Origin of the sequence: Diaminobutyricibacter sp. McL0608 (genome assembly GCF_039613825.1) — a bacterium.
In the GTDB taxonomy this organism is placed as follows: Bacteria; Actinomycetota; Actinomycetes; order Actinomycetales; family Microbacteriaceae; genus Diaminobutyricibacter.
The window spans coordinates 2664451-2679451 of record NZ_CP154826.1 but is presented as its reverse complement, the minus strand read 5'-3'; the positions used below and the strand labels follow the sequence as shown (position 1 = coordinate 2679451).

15 protein-coding genes are annotated in these 15001 nt (G+C 66.2%); 13 read left to right on the top strand and 2 right to left on the bottom strand.

Going from position 1 to position 15001, the window contains the following annotated elements; all coding sequences use genetic code 11:
* The first annotated feature begins 2 nt into the window (after positions 1 to 2).
* The 3 genes from AAYO93_RS12695 to AAYO93_RS12685 are packed head-to-tail and all read left to right on the top strand — an operon-like array spanning position 3 to position 1632.
* The gene (locus tag AAYO93_RS12695; protein WP_345761546.1) at positions 3 to 266 is read left to right on the top strand and encodes a F0F1 ATP synthase subunit epsilon; all 264 of its coding nucleotides are present in this window, start codon (positions 3 to 5) and stop codon (positions 264 to 266) included.
* 5 nt (positions 267 to 271) lie between these two features.
* Positions 272 to 847 carry an AAA family ATPase gene (locus AAYO93_RS12690; RefSeq protein ID WP_345761545.1) on the top strand — a complete coding sequence of 192 codons (576 nt, stop codon included), beginning with the start codon at positions 272 to 274 and terminating at the stop codon, positions 845 to 847.
* Positions 847 to 1632 (top strand): YaaA family protein, encoded by a 786-nt coding sequence (locus tag AAYO93_RS12685; protein WP_345761544.1) that lies wholly within the window; start codon positions 847 to 849, stop codon positions 1630 to 1632. The genes AAYO93_RS12690 and AAYO93_RS12685 overlap by 1 nt, the downstream gene beginning before the upstream one ends.
* 365 nt (positions 1633 to 1997) lie before the next feature.
* On the opposite strand, the gene AAYO93_RS12680 is transcribed toward AAYO93_RS12685, so the two are convergent.
* Both AAYO93_RS12680 and AAYO93_RS12675 read right to left on the bottom strand, forming a co-directional pair.
* Positions 1998 to 2570, bottom strand: coding sequence for a DNA-3-methyladenine glycosylase I (locus AAYO93_RS12680; protein WP_345761543.1), 573 nt, complete (start codon positions 2568 to 2570; stop codon positions 1998 to 2000).
* Positions 2567 to 3064 (bottom strand): methylated-DNA--[protein]-cysteine S-methyltransferase, encoded by a 498-nt coding sequence (locus tag AAYO93_RS12675; protein ID WP_345761542.1) that lies wholly within the window; start codon positions 3062 to 3064, stop codon positions 2567 to 2569. Before AAYO93_RS12675 ends, AAYO93_RS12680 begins: the two co-directional genes overlap by 4 nt.
* A gap of 136 nt (positions 3065 to 3200) precedes the next feature.
* Here AAYO93_RS12675 and AAYO93_RS12670 point away from each other — a divergent pair, with 136 nt between their 5' ends.
* From AAYO93_RS12670 to AAYO93_RS12625, 10 genes are all read left to right on the top strand, one after another.
* Positions 3201 to 4280 (top strand): dipeptidase, encoded by a 1080-nt coding sequence (locus AAYO93_RS12670; RefSeq protein ID WP_345761541.1) that lies wholly within the window; start codon positions 3201 to 3203, stop codon positions 4278 to 4280.
* A gap of 74 nt (positions 4281 to 4354) precedes the next feature.
* Positions 4355 to 5935, top strand: a complete 1581-nt coding sequence (locus AAYO93_RS12665; protein ID WP_345761540.1) for an ABC transporter substrate-binding protein — start codon at positions 4355 to 4357, stop codon at positions 5933 to 5935.
* A complete protein-coding gene (locus AAYO93_RS12660; RefSeq protein ID WP_345761539.1) occupies positions 5913 to 7013 on the top strand; it encodes an ABC transporter permease in 1101 nt (366 codons plus the stop codon). The genes AAYO93_RS12665 and AAYO93_RS12660 overlap by 23 nt, the downstream gene beginning before the upstream one ends.
* Complete coding sequence (locus AAYO93_RS12655) at positions 7010 to 7888, top strand: ABC transporter permease (protein ID WP_345761538.1); 879 nt, start codon at positions 7010 to 7012, stop codon at positions 7886 to 7888. Before AAYO93_RS12660 ends, AAYO93_RS12655 begins: the two co-directional genes overlap by 4 nt.
* On the top strand, positions 7885 to 8751 hold the full coding sequence (locus AAYO93_RS12650) for an ABC transporter ATP-binding protein (RefSeq protein WP_345761537.1): 867 nt from the start codon (positions 7885 to 7887) through the stop codon (positions 8749 to 8751). Before AAYO93_RS12655 ends, AAYO93_RS12650 begins: the two co-directional genes overlap by 4 nt.
* Positions 8748 to 9527 carry an ABC transporter ATP-binding protein gene (locus AAYO93_RS12645; protein ID WP_345761536.1) on the top strand — a complete coding sequence of 260 codons (780 nt, stop codon included), beginning with the start codon at positions 8748 to 8750 and terminating at the stop codon, positions 9525 to 9527. Before AAYO93_RS12650 ends, AAYO93_RS12645 begins: the two co-directional genes overlap by 4 nt.
* Before the next feature lie 64 nt (positions 9528 to 9591).
* Positions 9592 to 10554, top strand: coding sequence for an aldo/keto reductase (locus AAYO93_RS12640; protein WP_345761535.1), 963 nt, complete (start codon positions 9592 to 9594; stop codon positions 10552 to 10554).
* An 84-nt stretch (positions 10555 to 10638) separates the two neighbouring features.
* The gene (locus AAYO93_RS12635) at positions 10639 to 11283 is read left to right on the top strand and encodes a TetR/AcrR family transcriptional regulator (RefSeq protein ID WP_345761534.1); all 645 of its coding nucleotides are present in this window, start codon (positions 10639 to 10641) and stop codon (positions 11281 to 11283) included.
* An 8-nt stretch (positions 11284 to 11291) separates the two neighbouring features.
* Positions 11292 to 13025, top strand: coding sequence for an ABC transporter ATP-binding protein (locus AAYO93_RS12630; protein WP_345761533.1), 1734 nt, complete (start codon positions 11292 to 11294; stop codon positions 13023 to 13025).
* The gene (locus AAYO93_RS12625; protein WP_345761532.1) at positions 13022 to 14995 is read left to right on the top strand and encodes an ABC transporter ATP-binding protein; all 1974 of its coding nucleotides are present in this window, start codon (positions 13022 to 13024) and stop codon (positions 14993 to 14995) included. The genes AAYO93_RS12630 and AAYO93_RS12625 overlap by 4 nt, the downstream gene beginning before the upstream one ends.
* The last annotated feature ends 6 nt before the right edge of the window (positions 14996 to 15001 follow it).

The window sequence follows — 15001 nt, the reverse complement described above, 5'->3', positions numbered from 1 at the left end:
GCATGGCTTCGCCGCTGAAGGTGAGCGTTGTCGCCGCCGACCACGAAGTGTGGTCGGGCGAGGCGAGCATGGTCGTCGCGCGTACCGTCGAGGGCCAGATCGGTATCCTCGCCGGTCACGAGCCGCTGCTGGCGATGCTGGCGGCCGGTGAAGTCCGCGTGACGCTGGTCGGGGGATCCGTCGTGACGGCGCAGGCCGACGAAGGATTCCTCTCGGTAGAGAACGACACGGTGACGGTCGTCGCCCGCCAGGCGGAACTGGTCTAGGCGCGATGGCCGAAGCGGGGGCGGCTGTCGACCGGCAGTTCGGGGATGTGCGTGTACCAGTGCTCATCGCCATGGCCGGTCTGCCCGGTGCCGGAAAGTCCACCATCGCCGAGATCATCGGCGCGCGTCTCGGAGCCGCGATCGTCTCGGTCGATCCGATCGAATCCGCGATCCTCAGCGCTGGAATCGACTCAGACCAGCCGACCGGTCTCGCCGCCTACCTCGTCGCCGAGACGATCGCCGAGCAGGTACTCCTTGCGGGCGGGTCTGTCATCGTCGACGCGGTCAATGCCGTTGAGCCTGCACGGCTCCAGTGGCGCGACCTCGCCTTACGGGCCGACGTGAAGCTTCGCGTGATCGAGGTCGTCTGCAGCGATCAGGAGTTGCACAAGGCGCGACTAGAGAAGCGCATCCGCAGTCTCCCCCACGTCGATGAGACCTCGTGGCACGCCGTCGAGCAGAGTGTTGAAGAGTACGACGAATGGAGGGGTGCCAGCGCAACCCTTCCGAGGATCACGATCGACACGACAGCGACCATCGGTGAGAACGTCGAGACAGCGCTCGCCTTCCTGGACGGATAGTGCTCCTCCTCCTGCCACCGTCGGAGACGAAGAACGACAGCGGGGCCGGTGGTGCACTCCGGCTCGGCGAGCTGGGTTTTCCTTCGCTCACGCACACCAGGCGGGCGGTCCTGAAGGCGATCGGTGAATTGTCTCGCGATCGCGACGCGAGCATCCGCGCCCTGAAGCTCGGGCCGAAGCAGCACAGCGAGGTCGATCGAAACCGGGTGATCCGCCGATCGCCGACGATGCCTGCGATAGACCTCTATTCGGGCGTGCTCTACGACGCGTTCGATGCACGGACTCTCAGTTCGGCTGATCAGGTTCGGGCGCACGAGGTGGTCGCGGTGCATTCTGCGCTCTTCGGTCTGGTCCGTGCCGGGGACTCGATTCCGTCCTATCGGCTCTCCTTCGATTCGCGGCTCCCCGGCACAACGCTCAAGCGCGCGTGGGGATCGCCGATCACGTCGGCACTCGAGCGGTCGCGGGGTCTGATCGTCGACCTGCGGTCGGAAGGCTACGCCGGGCTGGGCCCGGTGCCGTCCACTCTGGACTCGATCTACGTGCGCGTGCTGGCGCGCGACGATTCGGGTCGGGTTCGAGCGCTGAATCACTTCAACAAGCAGGCCAAGGGCCTTTTCGCTCGAGCGATCGTCGCGAGTGGAGCCGAGTTCCACGACGCGTCGGAGCTCGTCGACTGGGCTGTGGGCGAAGGCTACGAGGTCGCGCTGAACGGTCGCGAGTTCGAACTCGTGGTGCCCTCGGTGACCGGTCAACCCGGGCGGCTGATGGCAACGCTCCGCTAGAGCATCTCGCGGGATTCCTCACGGAAAACCTGCAGTAGAACGTGGTGGTATGCGACCCAAAAGTGAGATATGCTCAGCCCAAGGTGAAGCTCAATCACAGCTTCGTATCGGGCTATGCGAAACAGAGGAGGAGCACTGAGCCTCGGTGGGCTCTCGGTCAGCGGCGGTCGGCCGCTGCGAAGGTCCCCGCCAATCTGTCGGGCCGACGCATCGGATACACAGCGCGAATCCCCTCGCGCTGGGGTTGAGGAGCGCGGACGCGTGATGATCCCCCAACTCCGCCTGCGGTCGGGCACGTGCGGAGGTGATCACACGAGCGAGAGTCTGCAAGCTCCGACTCTGACGCTGTCGTCGGCCCGACCTTCTCAGTTCAGGGCGCGGAAGCAGCCGACGACATGGTCGTCGACCATTCCTGTCGACTGCATCAGCGCGTACATCGTCGTCGGCCCGACGAACCGGAAGCCGCGCTTCCGAAGTTCCTTGCTCAGGGCGGTGGACTCGACGGTAACCGCAGGGACCTCGCCGAAGTCCCTCGGTCTCGGTCGACCCGGCTCCGGTGCGAAGCCCCACATCAGCTCCTCGAGGCCGACGTCGAGCGCGAGGGTGGCCCTCGCGTTCGAGATCGTCGCCTCGATCTTGCCGCGGTGGCGGATGATGCGCTCGTCGAGCAGGAGACGCGAGACGTCCGTGTCGGTCATCGACGCGACGCGCTCAGGTTCGAAGTCGTGGAAGGCCTCACGGAAGGCCGGACGCCGCCGAAGGATCGTGATCCAGGACAGGCCGGCCTGGAATCCCTCGAGGCAGAGCTTCTCGTAAAGCGCACGGGGGTCATGCTGTTCGCGCCCCCATTCCTCATCGTGGTAGCGCCCGTACTCCGCATCGCTGCCGGCCCAGGCACAGCGCGCCAGTCCGTCGTCTCCGATGGTGGTAGCGCTCATGCGGCCAGCATGATCCCTTCGTGGGTGAGCAGCCAGAGCTTGGTCGGGATGCCTTCGCCTCCGCTGTAGCCGGTGATGCGACCGTTCGATGAGAGGACCCGATGGCAGCCGACGATGATCGGAATCGGGTTGGCCCCGACGGCGCCGCCGATCGCACGACCGGACCCTGGCCGGCCGATCTCTGCGCCAAGCTCGCCGTAAGAGGTGTACTGCCCGAACTCGAGCCGCTCCAGTGCCTCCCAGACGCTCCGCTGGAACTCGGTGCCTTCCAGCCGCACCGGGAGGTCGAAGTCCTTGCGGGTTCCCTCGAAGTAGTCGTTCAGCTGCCGGGCGGCCTCGTCGAGGACCGGGGCGCTTCGCTCGGGGTGCTCCTCGAGCGGAAGGTGACCGTCGCGCTCGATGGAGAGCGACGTGATGGCCTCGCCGTCGCTGGTGAGCTCGAGTCGGCCGATGGGGCTGTCCGTGCGAATCAGATACGCGAATGAAGTGCTCATGTCTCGACTGTAGACGGAGCCGCTGACACGCACGCGCGGAAATCGGACATTGGGGACAACTCGTCTCCGGGGTGTGGAGAACGCCGGAGCGCCCGGTACGAAAGGCTAATCTTGGCAGATGCCGAACACTCACGACATGCCTGCAGACATCGACCCGATAGTCGCGGAAGCACTCCGGCTTTCGCCCGTCATCGACGGTCACAACGACTGGGCGTGGGAGTGCAGGGAGAACCGTGGGTACTCGGTGGAGGGCTTCTCTGAACCCCTTCCCTCCGACACCGACATCCCCCGGCTGCGAGCCGGAGGGGTGGGCGCCCAGTTCTGGTCGGTCTACATCGACGACGGGCCCGACCGCCCATCCGCGGTCCAGGGGACACTCGAGCAGATCGACTGGGTGCACCGGCTCGTCGCGCGTTATCCGGACACCTTCGCTCTCGCGCGCACGGCCGACGAGGTGGAAGCGGCCATCCGGTCCGGGCGGATCGCTTCGCTCCTCGGGTCCGAAGGCGCCCACTCGATCAACGACTCCCCGGCCGTGCTCCGGATGCTCGCCGCGCTCGGCGTGCGATACCTCACTCTCACGCATGTCAACAACACCGAGTGGGCGGACTCCGCAACCGACGAACCCCGTTTCGGAGGCCTCTCCGAGCGCGGCAGAGACTACGTGCGCGAGCTCAATCGGCTGGGCGTCCTCGTCGATCTCTCGCACGTGTCGCCCGCGACAATGCACGACGCGCTCGATGTGACCGAGGCGCCGGTGATCTTCAGCCACAGCTCCTGCAGGGCGCTCTCGAACCATCCGCGCAATGTGCCCGACGACGTGCTCGTCCGGCTGGCGGCGAACGGGGGAGTCATCATGATCACCTTCGTGCCGCAGTTCCTGTCAGCGGCTTTCGCCGAATGGGCCGAAGGGCCGCGCACCGACCCTGCCCCGGCGGTCACGATCGCGGACGTCGCCGACCACGTCGAGCACGCGCGGGCGATTGCGGGCCTCGAGCACATCGGGATCGGCGGCGACTTCGACGGGACGGACATCTTCCCCGAGGGCCTCGACGGGGTGGACGGCTATCCTGCCCTGCTCGCTGAGCTCGCGCGGCGCGGCTGGGGAGCCTCCGAACTCGCTGCCCTCACCGGGGAGAACATCCTTCGCGTGCTGCGTGCGACCGACGGCGCTTTCACGAGTCAGAAACCCGGCGTTCCCGTCCTCGAACTCTGATTCGCCGCGAGTCGGAAACTCGCGCGAAACGTGAGCGCCATACGCTGGGCGAACACAGCGAAGAAGGGGTAGTCATGACCAGGTCTCACACGGGCCGCACCATTGCGGGCGTCATTGCGGTCGGCATTGCCACCGCACTCGTCATCACAGGCTGTTCACCGAGTGGCGGTAAGACGACGTCCAGCACCAAGACCCTCGTGGTCGATCAGTCGTTCGACCTCAAGACGTCGGATCCGGGCCGGGCGTTCGAGCTCACGGGCAGCATCGTCGACCGTGCGCTGTACGAGACACTGCTCACCTTCAAGGGCTCCGACGTGACCAAGCCCGTGCCGCAGCTCGCCACCTACAAGGAGTCGTCCGATAACAAGACACTCACGTTGACGCTCGACGGAAAGCACAAGTTCTCCGACGGAACGACCGTGACCGCCGACGACGTCGTGTTCTCGCTCAAGCGCGTCCAGGGACTGAAGGGAAACCCCTCATTCCTGCTCGACGGCGTCACCGTCAACAAGGTCGACGACAACACTGTCACCCTGACGACCGAGACCCCGAACCCGGCCCTGCCGTTCATCCTGCCCAACCCGTCGCTCGGAATCCTGAACTCCACGCTCGTCAAGAAGAACGGCGGAGCCGAAGACGACACCGACAAGGCGGAGGCGTTCCTCAACAAGACCTCGGCCGGCTCCGGACCGTACGAACTCGAGTCGTACAACGTCAACACCAAGGTCGTGTTCAAGCTGAACCCGCACTACGTCGGCGATGCACCCGCGTACGGCCGCGTCGTCCTCGAGAATGTCGCGGGTCCGACCCAGAAGATCAACGTCCAGGCAGGCTCGAGCCAGGTGGCACTCGACCTCAACTCCGACCAGGTCCAGGGCCTCGATGGAGGCTCGACCAAGGTGATCAAGGGCGTCTCGCCCTACGTGATCTACACCTGGTACAACCAGAACCCGACGGTCGGCGCCGGAGTGACCAACAAGGCGGAGTTCCTCACGGCGGTCAGGCACGGCATCGACTACTCGAAGATCCTCTCCATCGCCGGAACGGGTTCGACGCAGCCAGGCGGCATGGTCCCGTCCATGTTCCTCGGCGCGCTGAGTTCCGACCCGTCGAACACGTTCGATGCGGCGGCGGCCAAGACCGCGCTGGCAGCGTCCGGATACGCGGGTCAGGCCGTGACGTTCTCCTACCCGAACGACATCACGGTCAACGGCCTCCAGATGCAGACCCTCGCCGAGGCGATCCAGGCGCAGCTGAAAGACATCGGCATCACGATCACGCTTGCGCCGTCGCCGATCTCGACCTTCCTCGACGCCTACCGCGCCGGTAAGCTCCAGTCGGGAATCATGTACTGGGGGCCGGACTTCCCGGACCCGTCCGACTACCTCGTGTTCAACCCGGGTGAGTCGCTCGGTCTCCGTGCCGGCTGGGCGAAGGGTGCGGACCCGGCGGTGACCACGCTCGCGGATGCTGCCGCATCGGCCGTCGGTTCGGCGGACCGCGCGAAGGCGTACCAGGCTTGGCAGACCCAGGCCAACGCGACGGGGGCGTTCCTGCCCGTCGTCCAGCCTGGTCAGTACGTCGTCACCGCGACGTCGATCAAGCAGCTCGAACTCAATCCCGTGTGGACCGTTGATCTCGCAGAAATCAAGTAGCTCGACCCTGGAGGCGCCCGCGCCCGCCAGACTCGTCTCAGACGAGCGTAGGCGCCTCCCCCCTCTCGTCCGCTACATCGCACTCCGCCTGGGTGTCAGCGTCCTGCTGATCTTCGGGGTCACTCTCGTCACCTTCACCCTCACCAACCTGGTGCCCGCCGACCCGGCGCAGGCCGCATTGGGGGAGCGGGCGGCGAGTGATCCGGCCGTGGTCGCAGAGTTCCGCAAGGCGCAGGGGCTCGACAAGCCGGTGGTCGTGCAGTACTTCGTGTATCTCGGCCACCTGCTCCAGGGCAACCTCGGCGTCTCGACCCAGACGCATAACCCGGTGTCGCAGGATCTCGCGGTCGCATTCCCCGCCACGGCCGAGCTCGCGATCTTCGTGATCGTCTTCTCGATCTTCATCGGGATCGGACTCGGCCTCTACGCGGCGCTCCGACATAATCGCTTCACCGACCAGCTCATCCGGATCTTCAGTCTCGGCGGCATCTCGATTCCGACGTTCTGGCTGGCGCTCGCTGTCTTCTACATCTTCTTCTACCAGCTGCACTGGGCGCCCGGCAGCGGCCGGCTCGATCCCGCTGCACAGGCCCCGCCGACCGTCACCGGCATGTACACCGTCGACGCCCTGCTCGCCGGTCAGTGGGACACGTTCGTCGATGCGCTCTCGCACCTCGCACTTCCGGGGCTGGTGCTGACGCTCTACACCGTCGGACTGCTCATCCGGTTCGCGCGGTCGGCCGTGCTCGACGTCCTGGGCCAGGACTACGTGACGGCCGCGCGCGCCAAGGGCCTGAGCTCCCGGCGGGTCGTCTTCGGCTACACGCTGCGCGGCGCGCTCCTGCCGATCCTGACCATCGTCGGTCTCGCCTTCGGTTCACTCCTGTCGGGCACCGTACTCACCGAGCAGGTCTTCTCATGGGGCGGGATCGGGCAGTACGCCTACAAGGCCGCTACCACTCTCGACCTGCCCGCGGTCATGGGCGTCGGCCTCATCGTCGGCATGGTCTACATCATCACCAACTTCGTGATCGACGTGATCTACGGTGTGGTCGACCCGAGAGTGAGGGTCCAGTGACCGCGACCCTTGACATCGCCGTCAAACGAAAGCGCCCCATCCTGCCGGCCGTCTGGCGGAGGCCGATGGCCGTCATCGGCGTGGTCGTGATCGCCATCTGGCTGATCATCGCCATCTTCTGCCCGCTGATCGCCCCATACGATCCGCTCGCCCAGAGCTTCGCACGGCTCTCCCCGCCGAGCCCGGAACACTGGTTCGGCACCGACGCGGTCGGGCGCGATGTGCTCTCGCGCACCCTCTACGGGGCGCGCGTCTCCCTTCCGCTCGCACTCATCCTCGTGGTGTCGTCCATGATCATCGGCTCGGTTCTGGGTGCCTTCGCGGGCTACTTCGGCCGCGGAGTCGACGAAGTGATCATGCGAATCTCCGACCTGGTATTCGCCTTCCCGACGATCATCCTCGCCATGATCGTCGCGGCGTCCCTCGGCCCCAGCCTCACCAATGCCGTGATCGCACTGCTCGTCGTGTCGTGGCCGAGCTATGCCCGCGTCATGAGGTCGATGGTGCTCGGCGAGAGGGCGCGAGAATACGTCATCGCCGGCCGGCTTCTCGGCGCGAGCGCATACCGGTCCCTCGGCCGCGATGTGCTGCCGAACGTCGCCGCTCCGGTGCTGGTACTCGCCACCCTCGACTTCGGCAACGCCATCCTGCTCCTGTCCGGCCTCTCATTCCTCGGCCTGGGGGCGACCCCGCCGACGCCGGAATGGGGATCGATGGTCGCCGACGGCGTACAGAACTTCAGTGCCTGGTGGTTGTCCGCCTTCCCGGGACTCGCGATCTTCACTGTGGTGATGGCCTTCAACTTCCTCGGGGACGCCATGCGCGACGCCCTCGACCCGCGGTCGGCCGGCAAGGTCCAGGGGGTGTCGGTGTGACCGGACTCACCATCTCTGACCTGAAGCTGGAACTGGGCGATCCGAAATCGCCGAAGCAGATCCTGCGCGGTATCGACCTGGAGGTGCCGTCGGGCCAGATCACCGGACTCGCCGGCGAATCAGGCTCGGGCAAGACCGTGACAGGGCTCACCGTCTGCGGATTGCAGCCGGCCGGCTCGCGAGTGACGGGCACCATCAGGCTGGATGGTGCGCGCACCGCGGTCGACAACCTTCTCGCGTTGTCCCCGGCACGGCTCAACCGCCTCCGCGGTCGTGAACTGGCCATGATCTTCCAGGACCCGACAGCGTCCCTGCACCCGATGATCTCGATCGGTGGGCAGCTCACCGACCACATGCGCCTTCACCTGGGTCTCGGGCGCCGCCAGGCACGCGAACTCGCTGTCGAACTTCTCGAGCGCGTTCGCGTGCCCGAGCCCGAGGCAGCACTCGCCAAATACCCGCACCAGTTCTCGGGCGGGCAGCTGCAGCGGATCGCCATCGCCATCGCCATCGCCTGCGAACCGTCGGTCCTGATCGCCGACGAGCCGACGACCGCGCTCGACGTGACCGTGCAGGCCGGCATCCTCAGGCTGCTGCGCGAACTGTGCGACACCATGGGGTTGGCCATCCTGCTCGTCACGCACGACCTCGGGGTCATGTCGGCGGTCGCCGACACTGTCGCCGTGATGCACAACGGCTCGATCGTCGAACACGGCACGCGGTACCAGGTCATCCGAGAACCGCAGTCCGAATACACGCGGTCGCTCATCGAGTCGCTGCCCGCGGTACCTCCGCCACCGCAGGTTGTCCACGAGGTGGCAGTCGAGACCGGCATCGAAGACGACCGGGAGGAGAACGGATGACCGGCGAACTGGTGGTCGACGGGGTCAGCGTGCAGTACCGCCGCCCCGGACAGAGCAAGCTCACTGCGGTCGACGATGTCTCGCTCTCGCTCGGAACAGGGGAGGTCGTCGGACTGGTGGGCGAGTCCGGATGCGGAAAGTCCACGCTCGCGCGCGCGATCTGCGGGCTGGAGCCGTTGTCGGGCGGAACGATCACGTTCGACGGCGAACCGATACCGCGTCTGAGGCTGCGGCCGCGTCCGGTGCGGCTGCGTCGCATCCAGATGGTGTTCCAGAACCCGTATGCGTCCCTCAATCCGCGCCGCAAGGTCGGCGCCCAGATCGCGGATGCGTTCGCCGTCGCCGGTCCCGACCGCTCGACCGTGCCCCAACTGCTCGCAGACGTCGGCCTCGACGCGGACGCGGCCGACCGCTACCCCCACGAATTCTCCGGCGGCCAGCGTCAGCGCATCGCGATCGCCCGTGCGATCGCGGCGCGGCCGGATGTGCTCATCGGCGATGAGCCGATCGCCTCGCTCGACGCGTCGCTTCAAGCCAAGGTCGCCCAGCTCATGCGCGACGTCGCTCTGAAGAACGGCGCCTCGCTCCTGTTCATCAGCCATGACCTGTCGGTCGTCCGCGTCATCGCCGACCGCGTCGCCGTCATGCAGGCGGGTCGCGTCGTCGAGACCGGACCGATCGACCAGGTCTGGAACTCGCCGACGAACGACTACACGGCACGCCTGCTCGCCTCCATCCCGGTCCCTGACGGTCTCGGGAACCTCCCGGTCGGCTGACTTCCCTCCGTCGTCGGGGCCGCCCGCGGTCGGGCGGACGTGCCGGGGCGGCTAGCCTTGAAACATGGCTCAGATCGAATATCGCCCCCTCGGAAACTCCGGCCTCGTGGTCTCCACGATCGGCCTCGGCTGCAACAACTTCGGAAGGCAGGGGACCGCATCCGAGAGCCAGGCGGGGACCGACGCCGTGATCGGCGCGGCAATCGATGCCGGCGTGACCCTCTTCGACACGGCTGACATCTACGGGGCGGAACGTGGGCTGTCGGAGACCCTGATGGGCAAGTCCCTCGCCGGAAAGCGCGACCGGATCGTGCTCGCGACCAAGTTCGGCATGGACATGAGCGGTGCGAACGGGCCCGACTGGGGCGCTCGCGGATCGCGACGCTACATTCGACTCGCCGTCGAGGCGTCACTGCGCCGCCTGCAGACCGACTGGATCGATCTGTACCAGCTGCACGCGCCGGATGCTGTCACTCCGATCGAAGAGACCCTGGCCGCTCTCGACGACCTCATCTCCGAAGGCAAGGTCCGTTACATCGGACACTCCAACCTCGCAGGCTGGCAGATCGCCGAGGCCGAGTTCACCGCGCAGCTCGCCGGCCACCCGAAGTTCATCTCGGCGCAGAACGAGTACAGCCTGCTGGTACGCGGTGCCGAGAAAGAGGTGCTGCCGGCGGTCAACAAGTTCGGACTGGGCTTCCTTCCCTTCTTCCCGCTCTACAACGGCCTGTTCACGGGCAAATTCTCGCGGCAGGGCGGCCCGGCTGACAGCCGCATCATGATGATCCGCAAGCACCTCGCCGACAACGCACCGTGGGATGTCATCGAGCAGTACCAGGAGTTCTGCGACGTGCGCGGTGTGACCATGCTCGAGGCGACCTTCGCGTGGCTGCTCGCCCAACCCGGACTCACGAGCGTGATCGCGGGGGCCACGAAGCCCGAGCAGATCGTGCAGAATGCGGAGGCGGCCACTTCGTGGACGCCCAGCGATGACGAGGTCGCGACCATTTCGGACCTGTTCTCCTGAGCCGGGCGGACGCGCCGGGATTTTCGCCATCGGCGAACGCGGCGTGCATTGTGAGTGAGCACTCACTCAACTAGTCTCGACCTCATGGTCCAGAATCGGCGAGCGCAGCCGTTGTCGGTCGAGGAGCGGCAGTCGATGATCATCGACGCGGTCATCCCGCTGCTCATCGAGCACGGCCGTGCCGTCACGTCGAAGCAGATCGCCGAAGCCGCAGGCATCGCCGAAGGCACGATCTTCCGCGCATTCGGCGACAAGGACACGCTTGTCACGGCTGCCATCGAGAAATATCTCGACCCCGAGCCGCTCCGGCAGGCACTCCGGTCGATCGACCCCGCGCTCCCGCTCGAGAACAAGGTCCGCGCGATGATCTATCTGATGCGCGAACGGTTCTCGAGCATGTTCCGCATGATCGCGGCCATCGGCGGAGAGCGCCCGCCCGTGCCGAACGCGCGTCACGAATTCCCGGCCATCATCGCCGAGGTGCTCGCACCCGAGGCGGCTTCCCTCAACTGGCCAGCCGACCGTGTCGCGCACATCGTTCGGATGGTCAGCGTCGCCTCGTCGTTCCCCGCACTGAACGAGGGCATGGAATTCAGCGTGGACGAACTCGCCCGCTTCGTGCTCTACGGGGTCGCCGGGCATCCGGCCGACATCGGCGAGACGCTCTCCCGCACCACCCCAGCACTATTCATCAGTACCGAATCAACCGCCGCATCCGTCACGAACTAGGACCCACAATGCTCCTGAAACTCCTCGGTCGCTTCCTGCGCCCGCACTGGCGACTCCTCGTCGGCGTCGTCTTCTTCCAGCTCGGACAGTCGCTGCTGTCGCTGTGGCTGCCGACCCTCAATGCCGACATCATCGACAACGGTGTGGTCAAGGGCGATACGAACTACATCCTCTGGGTGGGCGCCGGGATGCTCGGCGTCACGGTCTTGCAGGTCGCCTGCGCGATCACCGCCGTCTACTTCGGTGCGAAGGTCGCGATGCGCGTCGGGCGTGACCTGCGCGGCGCGATCTTCGTGAGGGTGGGCGAGTTCTCGGAGCGGGAAGTCTCCGCATTCGGGGCGCCTTCGCTGATCACTCGCAACACGAACGACGTGCAGCAGGTCCAGATGCTCGTGCTCATGACCTGCACCTTGTTGATCTCGGCACCGATCCTGGCGATCGGCGGCATCATCCTGGCCCTGCAGCAGTCCATCCAGCTCGCCTGGCTGATCGTCGTCAGCGTGCCGATCCTGCTGATCGCGGTCGGCCTCATCATCGTGCGCATGGTGCCCCTCTTCCGGCTCATGCAGGCCCGCATCGACAAGGTCAACAAGGTGCTGCGCGAGCAGCTCACCGGTATCCGGGTCGTGCGTGCGTTCGTACGCGAAGACGTCGAGGTCCGGCGGTTCAAGAAGGCCAACGAAGAAGTCACCGACACTGCACTGCGCGCCGGCCGCCTGTTCGCGCTGATGTTCCCGATCGTGATGCTCGTGCTGAACGTCTCGAGCGTCGCCGTGATCTGGTTCGGAGCATTCCAGATCCAGGACGGCTCGCTTCAGATCGGCACGCTGACCGCGTTCCTGCAGTACCTCATGCAGATCCTCATGGCGGTGATGATGGCGACGTTCATGGCCGTTCTCATTCCGCGTGCAGCCGTCTGCGCCGACCGCATCTCGGAAGTGCTCAACACGGAATCGACGGTCACGTCGGCCGCGAGCCCGGTGAGCGTTCTCGAAACGCATGGAACCGTCGAACTGGTGGATGCGAGCTTCGCGTACCCCGGTGCGGAGCAGCCGGTCCTCAGCGACGTGAGCTTCCTCGCCCGCTCGGGCCGCACGACGGCGATCATCGGCAGCACGGGCGCGGGCAAGACGTCGCTGGTCAACCTGATCCCGCGATTGTTCGATGCGACCAGCGGGCTCGTCCTGGTCGACGGCGTCGACGTCGCGGAACTCGAGCCCGACCTCCTGTGGTCGCGCATCGGGCTCGTGCCGCAGAAGCCCTATCTCTTCTCGGGCACCGTGGAGAGCAACCTCCGCTACGGCAAGCCCGACGCGACGGAGGACGAGCTCTGGGCGGCGCTTTCGACCGCCCAGGCACGCGACTTCGTCGAGGCGATGCCTGAGGGCCTGAACGCCCCGATCTCCCAGGGCGGCACCAACGTATCGGGTGGCCAGCGCCAGAGGCTCGCCATCGCCCGGGCCCTGGTCAAACGCCCGGAGATCTACGTCTTCGACGACTCGTTCTCCGCGCTCGATGTGAGCACCGACGCCCGTCTTCGCACGGCGCTGAAGCGTGATGTCACCGGCGCGACGTTCATCATCGTGGCGCAGCGGGTCACGACCATCATGGACGCCGACCAGATCCTCGTGCTCGAAGACGGCCGGATCGTCGGCCAGGGTACCCACGAACAACTCCTCGAGACCTCCGAGACCTACGCGGAGATCGTCTCGTCCCAGCTCACCGCGGAGGAAGCAGCATGAGCACGACAGAAGAGAAGACGCCTCCCCGCCCGATGCCGCGGCGCGGACCCGGCGGTGGAGGACCGTTCGGCGGCATGCAGGGTCCGGTCGAGAAGGCCATGAACTTCGGACCCAGCGCCAAGCGACTGGCCGGCCGGCTCGCGCCCGAGCGCTGGGGGGTCGTCTTCGTGACCATCCTCGGCGTGTTCAGCGTGACGTTCGCCGTGCTCGGTCCGAAGATCCTCGGCAACGCGATCAACATCGTCGTGGCCGGGGCGATCTCCAAGACGATGCCGAAGGGGCTGACCCAGGACCAGGTCATCGCGGGACTCCGGGCGTCAGGGCACGGCCAGCAGGCCGACCTGCTGAGTGGGATGACCCTCACCCCGGGCGAAGGGATCGACTTCCGCGCCCTCAGCATGGTCTTGATGGTCGTACTGCTGCTCTACATCTTCTCGTCCCTCTTCAGCTACCTGCAGGCCTACGTGCTCAACGGGATCACCCAGCGCACCGTGTACCGCCTGCGCGAAGAGGTCGAGGAGAAGATCAATAGGCTTCCGCTGAGGTACTTCGACGGCATGAACCGCGGCGAGCTGCTCAGCCGGGTCACCAACGACATCGACAACATCTCGCAGACCCTGCAGCAGACGCTGAGCCAGCTGCTCACCTCGCTGCTCACCGTGATCGGCGTCGTCGTGATGATGTTCATCGTGTCGCCGTTGCTGGCGTTGATCGCTCTCATCACCATTCCCCTCACGCTGATCGTGACGATGGTGATCGCACGGCGTTCGCAGAAGCTGTTCGTGGCCCAGTGGAAGCACACGGGCGAGCTCAACGGCCAGATCGAGGAGGCCTACACCGGTCACGCCCTGGTCAAGGTGTTCGGTCGGCACCGCGAGGTCGAGGAGCAGTTCCGGCTCAAGAACGAAGAGATGTACAAGGCGAGCTTCGGCGCGCAGTTCATCTCGGGGATCATCATGCCGGCCATGATGTTCGTCGGAAACCTCATGTATGTGGTCATCGCCGTCGCGGGCGGCCTCCAGGTCGCATCCGGTGCACTGCAGATCGGTGACGTGACGGCCTTCATCCAGTACTCGAGGCAGTTCACCCAGCCACTCACCCAGCTCGGCTCGATGGCGAACCTGCTCCAGTCGGGCGTCGCATCGTCCGAGCGGGTCTTCGAGCTGCTCGACGCCGACGAGCAATCGGTCGACCCCGCCGCGCCGAAGAGCCCGATCGGAACGAAGGGCCGCCTCGAGTTCGAGGACGTCTCATTCCGCTACGTGGACGAGACGCCCCTGATCGAGGACCTCTCGCTGGTCGCTCAGCCGGGCCAGACGGTCGCGATCGTGGGACCGACAGGCGCGGGCAAGACGACGCTGGTCAACCTGATGATGCGTTTCTACGAGATCGACTCCGGGCGCATCACGCTCGACGGCGTCGACATCGCGTCGATGACGCGCGACGACCTGCGGAGCCGGATGGGGATGGTGCTGCAGGACACGTGGCTGTTCGGCGGCACGATCCGCGAGAACATCGCGTACGGCCGGCCGGGCGCGACGGAGGAGGAGATTCTCGACGCGGCCCGCGCGACCTACGTCGACCGCTTCGTGCACTCGCTGCCCGACGGCTACGACACGGTGCTCGACGATGAGGGCGGCAACGTGAGCGCCGGCGAGAAGCAGCTGCTGACGATCGCCCGGGCGTTCCTCGCGCGACCCAGCGTGCTCATCCTCGACGAGGCTACGAGCTCGGTCGACACGCGCACGGAGCTGCTGGTGCAGAAGGCGATGAGCGCGCTCCGCGCCGACCGCACGAGCTTCGTGATCGCCCACCGCCTCTCGACGATCCGCGACGCTGACCTGATCCTCGTGATGGAGTCGGGCCGCATCGTGGAGCAGGGCACGCACGCCCAGCTGCTCGCTGCCGGCGGCGCGTATTACAACCTGTACAACTCGCAGTTCGCCGCGGCGATCTCGGAGGACGTCTGACCTCCA